The 4,776-nt window shown below is 66.0% G+C and carries 5 protein-coding genes and 1 pseudogene; 3 read left to right on the plus strand and 3 right to left on the minus strand.

What is annotated here, in order from left to right; translation table 11 throughout:
- The 3 genes and pseudogenes from PGX04_RS34220 to PGX04_RS31695 all read right to left on the minus strand — a co-directional run.
- Positions 1-173: pseudogene (locus PGX04_RS34220) on the minus strand (TraB domain-containing protein); the annotation flags it as partial.
- 91 nt (positions 174-264) lie between these two features.
- Positions 265-582 carry a hypothetical protein gene (locus PGX04_RS31690; RefSeq protein ID WP_273742108.1) on the minus strand — a complete coding sequence of 106 codons (318 nt, stop codon included), beginning with the start codon at positions 580-582 and terminating at the stop codon, positions 265-267.
- A 531-nt stretch (positions 583-1,113) separates the two neighbouring features.
- Positions 1,114-2,250, minus strand: coding sequence for a thiolase family protein (locus PGX04_RS31695; protein ID WP_273742109.1), 1,137 nt, complete (start codon positions 2,248-2,250; stop codon positions 1,114-1,116).
- 172 nt (positions 2,251-2,422) lie between these two features.
- On the opposite strand from PGX04_RS31695, the gene PGX04_RS31700 reads away from it, so the two are divergent.
- The 3 genes from PGX04_RS31700 to PGX04_RS31710 form a co-directional block, all read left to right on the plus strand.
- On the plus strand, positions 2,423-3,340 hold the full coding sequence (locus PGX04_RS31700; RefSeq protein ID WP_273742110.1) for a DUF5806 family protein: 918 nt from the start codon (positions 2,423-2,425) through the stop codon (positions 3,338-3,340).
- A 184-nt stretch (positions 3,341-3,524) separates the two neighbouring features.
- Positions 3,525-3,956 carry a hypothetical protein gene (locus PGX04_RS31705; RefSeq protein WP_273742111.1) on the plus strand — a complete coding sequence of 144 codons (432 nt, stop codon included), beginning with the start codon at positions 3,525-3,527 and terminating at the stop codon, positions 3,954-3,956.
- A 187-nt stretch (positions 3,957-4,143) separates the two neighbouring features.
- The coding region (locus PGX04_RS31710; RefSeq protein ID WP_273742112.1) for an aldehyde dehydrogenase family protein at positions 4,144-4,776 on the plus strand (633 nt) is incomplete at its 3' end.

Genomic DNA, 4,776 nt, shown 5'->3' on the forward strand with positions numbered 1-4,776 from the left:
AGTTCGGCGAGATCCGGGCCGGTGTCGCCCTCGAGGCGGTCGAAGCGCGATTCGTCGAGTTCGACGGCGACGACATCGGGGGCCGCCTCGCGGATCGCCGCTCGGACGCGCCGCCGGTGCGTCGGTGAGAAGTGAACGCTGGGGACGAGGGTGATGGTTCCGTGATCCGACATCCCGTGTCCGTTCGTCCGCCAGCGGCTTGAATCCACGACCGCTCGAGGACCGACTCCGTCGAACCCTGGGCGCTCCGACGCCCGTCGACGGTCACTCGTCGCTCGTTTCCTCGTCGTTCTCCGGCGAGAGCCGGTCGTCACCGCGCGAGGGCAGCGGCGTGTCGTCTGCTCTCGAGGGATGGACGTTGAAGTTGTTCCCCCGATAGGGGTCGTTCTCCGGATCGTAGGAGAGTTCGCTGCGCTCGAACAGGTAGATGAAGAAGCCGATCAGCGGGAGACAGAACGTGATCGCCGCCCACTTTTCCGGCGGCTCGAGGCCGACTCGTCCGGCGTCGTAGTAGGCGACGGCGGTGAGCCCGAGGTGCCACAGGAGCGGGATCCCCACGAGTACCGCCAGCAGCGGGTCCATACGCCTATGGACGCGCTCGAGGCACCTAAATCGCTGGTTGCTCGCTCGAGGTGATCGGTTCGTTCTCGGCGGCTCGAGTCTATACTGTCGGTTGGAACGAATCGGAGGTCGGCAGCTCGAGTGCTGACACGCATTTGACCGCACTGCCAAACTGGGATGAGGAGGCGAGTGTTCTACCGAATTTAGATGAGGAAGGCAGCTGTTCTGCTATCGTGGCGGCAGGGAATCGCCACGCCCTCCCCAACCGATTCACTCGGTCACTCCGCTCCCTCGCTCATCCTTCGCACGGCTTTGAGTCGCGGTTCGTCACTGACTCACCGCGACCCAGCGCGCGCCACCGCACGTGGATTGGTCCCGTTGCTATCGTCTATCCCGCCCAAAAGAATCACAAAATCGGATCGATCGGCCGCTCGCAGGTCACTGCTCACGGCGGACGCCGTTCGCTTCTCGAGGCCCGCACGACGCTCGGGCCTCGCGTCCGTTCCCCGCTCGCGATCCGCGGTTCTCGGCCGCTGGCCTCCGAACCCCGCTTCAGTTAACGTCGAACTCGATCGCCGCACCCTGGCCAAAGCCGACGCAGAGCGTCGCCAATCCGAGGCCGCCGCCGCGCTTCTGGAGTTCGTTGATCAGCGTGACCGGCAGGCGGGCACCCGATGCGCCCAGCGGGTGGCCGATCGCGATCGCACCGCCGTTGACGTTGAAGATCTCGGGGTCGATACCGAGTTCGTCGCGGGAGTACAGCGACTGGCTCGCGAACGCCTCGTTGAGTTCGACCAGATCGTACTCGTCGATGTCGCGGCCGTTGCGCTCGAGCAGTCCCTTCGTCGCCGGGACCGGGCCGATCCCCATCACGGTGGGGTCGACGCCGGCGACGTTGTTCATGCCGACCTCGGCCATGATCTCGAGGTCGTGCTCTTCGGCGAAGGCCTCGCTCGTGACGAGCAGGGCGGACGCTCCGTCGGAAATCTGTGAGGCGTTCCCGGGCGTGACGGAGCCGTCGGACTTGAAGACGGTCGGCAGCTCGGCGAGCTTTTCGGCGGTGGTGCCGGGGCGGATCCCCTCGTCTTCCTCGACGGTGCCGTCCTCGGTCTCGATCGGAACGATCTCGTCGTCGAAGCGGCCCTCTTCAGTGGCTTCGACCGCTCGCTGCTGGCTGCGGGCGGCGTACTCGTCCTGTTCCTCGCGGCTGATGCCGTACTCCTCGGCGACCTTCTCGGCGGTCATCCCCATCTGGAGATCACCGATATCGTACAGTTCGGCCAGCTTGGGGTTGATGCCGTCGAAGCCGCCGCCCATCGGGACGCGGCTCATGTTCTCGACGCCGCCGGCGATGATCGCGTCGCGGTTGCCGGCCGCGATGGCGTCGGAGGCGGAGATGACCGACTGCATCGAGGAGGCACACCAGCGGTTGATCGTCGTCGCCGGCACGCTCTCGCCGAGCTCCGAGAGCAGGGCGATGACGCGGGCCAGGTTGTTGTCCTGTTCGTCGCGCTGCTGGGCACACCCCCACATCAGGTCGTCGATCTCCTCGCCGGAGAGGCCGGTTTCGGCCAGAATTTCATCGATTAGCGGCACCGAGAGCGCCTCGCTCCGAACGTCGGCGAACACGCCGTCTTCTTTCCCCTGTGGTGTCCGTACTGCCTTCACGACGACTGGCGTCTGTGACATATACTACCGAACATCCCTCACGAACTTAAATCCGCTCGAACTCTCATTCATACGCAAGCCGTTTACGGTCGGTAGCGACCGCGTGCCTCGAGTGACACCGGTACTGCCGCCGCCCGACGGTCGAACTCGCTCGAGAACAACCCTTATCTCGGATTGCTGGTAATACGCGGGCATGGACGAGGACGGACCGAACGCAGCTCGACTCGAGGCCGATACGGAATCGGCGGCCGACGCGGAGGGCGACGGCGATGTCGCCGATGCGGATGCCGCTTCCGATGCTTCTGATACCTCCACTGTTTCTGATGCGGACGCCGCTCTCGACTCGGACGCATCCGATTCGGCGGCCGCTTCCGATTCGGATACTGCCCCCGATTCGACAGCTCCTAGGGAACCGACCGACACCGATCCGGCGAGTGATGGCGACGCTGCAGACGGCGACGCTGCAGACGGTTACGCCACTGGCGACCCCGCTGGCGACGCTGCAGACGGCGACGCTCCTGACGGGGATGACGATTCGAATGGTCCCGAGACCGAACCCGAAGATCCCGGCGGCGGATCGATGCCGGGCGTTCCGGATCCCGAGCCCCAGGAGCACGACGTTCCGGAGGACGTCCGGAAGTACGCCCGCTTCAAAAAGATGGACGGTGCACAGTACGAGCGGGTCAACGAGTTCCTGCGGGATCGGACCTACATCACCGCCCGCGAGTGGGCCATCGCCCGCCTCTGTTCGGACTTCCGGACCGAGACCGGCGTCGAGATGACCAAGATCGGCGAGAACCTGCCCGAGCTCATCCCCTTCATGACCGATACGTACACCCCCCAAGCGGTCAACCAGGCCCGCTCTTCCTTCGAGGACAAGGTTCGAACCGCCGGCGCGACCTTCCTCTACGGCGCGATGTGCGACTTCTTCACCGCCGAGGAGCTCGACGACGTCATGTACGAGTCGACGGAGGTCGCCAAGTTCCTGCTCGAGGTCGAGGGCGTCGACCTCTCGGTCGAGGACGAACTCGAGGCCGAAGAACGCATCTCGAGCGTGATGCGCGAGGTGCGCGAGGCCAGCGAGGAACTCCGCGAACGGGACGACGAGTAGCTCGCGGCAGCGTGGCGCAGTAGAACGCGAGAGCAGAACGGTACAGTTGCGGTCGTCCAGTGACGAAATCAGCGCATGGGACGACATAGTCCAGTGGTCGTCGAGACGGGACGTCGATCCCTTCGCGGCTCGCGGGGACGACAGAGAACTATAATATGGCTGTAGCGAATCGGTCGGCACACGAATGAACGGTTCACGTGACGCCGGGGCGGAGTCGGTCGACGAGGGAGGGCTGTCGCCCGCTTTGCTCGGGATCGGCGTCGGCGTCGTCGACGTGGCGGTGTTCGCGTACCTCGGCCTCGAGCTGGTCGACGACCCGGTCTTCGGAGCGTTCGTCGGGCTCGTCCTCGGGATCGGAACGTACCTGTTCCTTCCCGGGGTTATGGCGAGGGATCGCGAACGGGATACCGACGACCTCGAGCCGGTGGCTGTCGGGACCAGAGTCCGGAGCTTCCACCGGACGGCGGCCGGACTCGCGCTCCCGCCGGCGGGGATCATGCTGTTCGCGTGGCGGCTCATCAACGAGACGCTCCTGTTCGGGCTCGTCGGATCGGTAATCATCGCGCTGGCGATCTACGTCCCGCTCGCGGTGTTGCTCCCGCGACGCCTCGCGTAAACGACCCCATCCTACTCCCTCGGCACATCCGCGACCCGTCGGACGGGTGCGCCGGGACACAGTGACAGCAGCCCGTCTGAGCGGTGCCGATCGGGCCGACCCGATCACCGTCGACCCGTCCGCCGGCCCCGACTCGTTGCATCTGCGAGTGTGTTACTTTTCCCCATTCGAGAGATAGGCCTCCCGTATGACCGACCTTCCGCTGACACCCGAGCGCGGCTGGGAGTCGCTGTATCTCGCGGGCACCTGGACCGCCGCCGGCGAGCGGGACGCGATCTCCGACGAGAATCCGTACACGCGCGAGGAGATCGCGACCGTCTCGGCGGCGACCGCGGACGACGTCGATGCGGCCTACGAGTCCGCGGCCGAGGCACAGGGGTCGTGGGCCCAGCAGCCGCCTCAGGCTCGAGCGGGCGTGATCAACGCGGCGATCGAGTTCGTCGGGGAGCACCGCGAGGAGATCGCTGAACTGCTGACCCTCGAGGGCGGCAGCACGCAGGTCAAATGCGAGGCCGAGATCCAGACCGCTCGCGGGATGATGCAGGAGGCGGCGAGCTACCCCTTCCGAATGAGCGGCCAGCACATGGACTCGATTACCCCGGGGAAGGAGAACACCGCCGAGCGGGTTCCCGTCGGCGTCGTCGGCGTCATCTCCCCGTGGAATTTCCCGTTGCATCTCTCGATGCGGGCGGTTGCGCCGGCCATCGCGGCCGGGAATTCGGTCGTGCTCAAGCCCGCCTCGAACACCCCCATCACCGGCGGCCTGCTGCTCGCGCGGATCTTCGAGGCGGCCGGCGTGCCAGAGGGCGTCCTGAGCGTG

It is taken from the genome of Natrinema soli (assembly GCF_028618695.1).

Coding starts and splice junctions, on each gene's coding strand:
- PGX04_RS31695 (WP_273742109.1), bottom strand. CDS start 2,250: ATGTCACAGACGCCAGTCGTCGTGAAGGCAGTACGGACACCACAGGGG.
- PGX04_RS31700 (WP_273742110.1), top strand. CDS start 2,423: ATGGACGAGGACGGACCGAACGCAGCTCGACTCGAGGCCGATACGGAA.
- PGX04_RS31705 (WP_273742111.1), top strand. CDS start 3,525: ATGAACGGTTCACGTGACGCCGGGGCGGAGTCGGTCGACGAGGGAGGG.
- PGX04_RS31690 (WP_273742108.1), bottom strand. CDS start 582: ATGGACCCGCTGCTGGCGGTACTCGTGGGGATCCCGCTCCTGTGGCAC.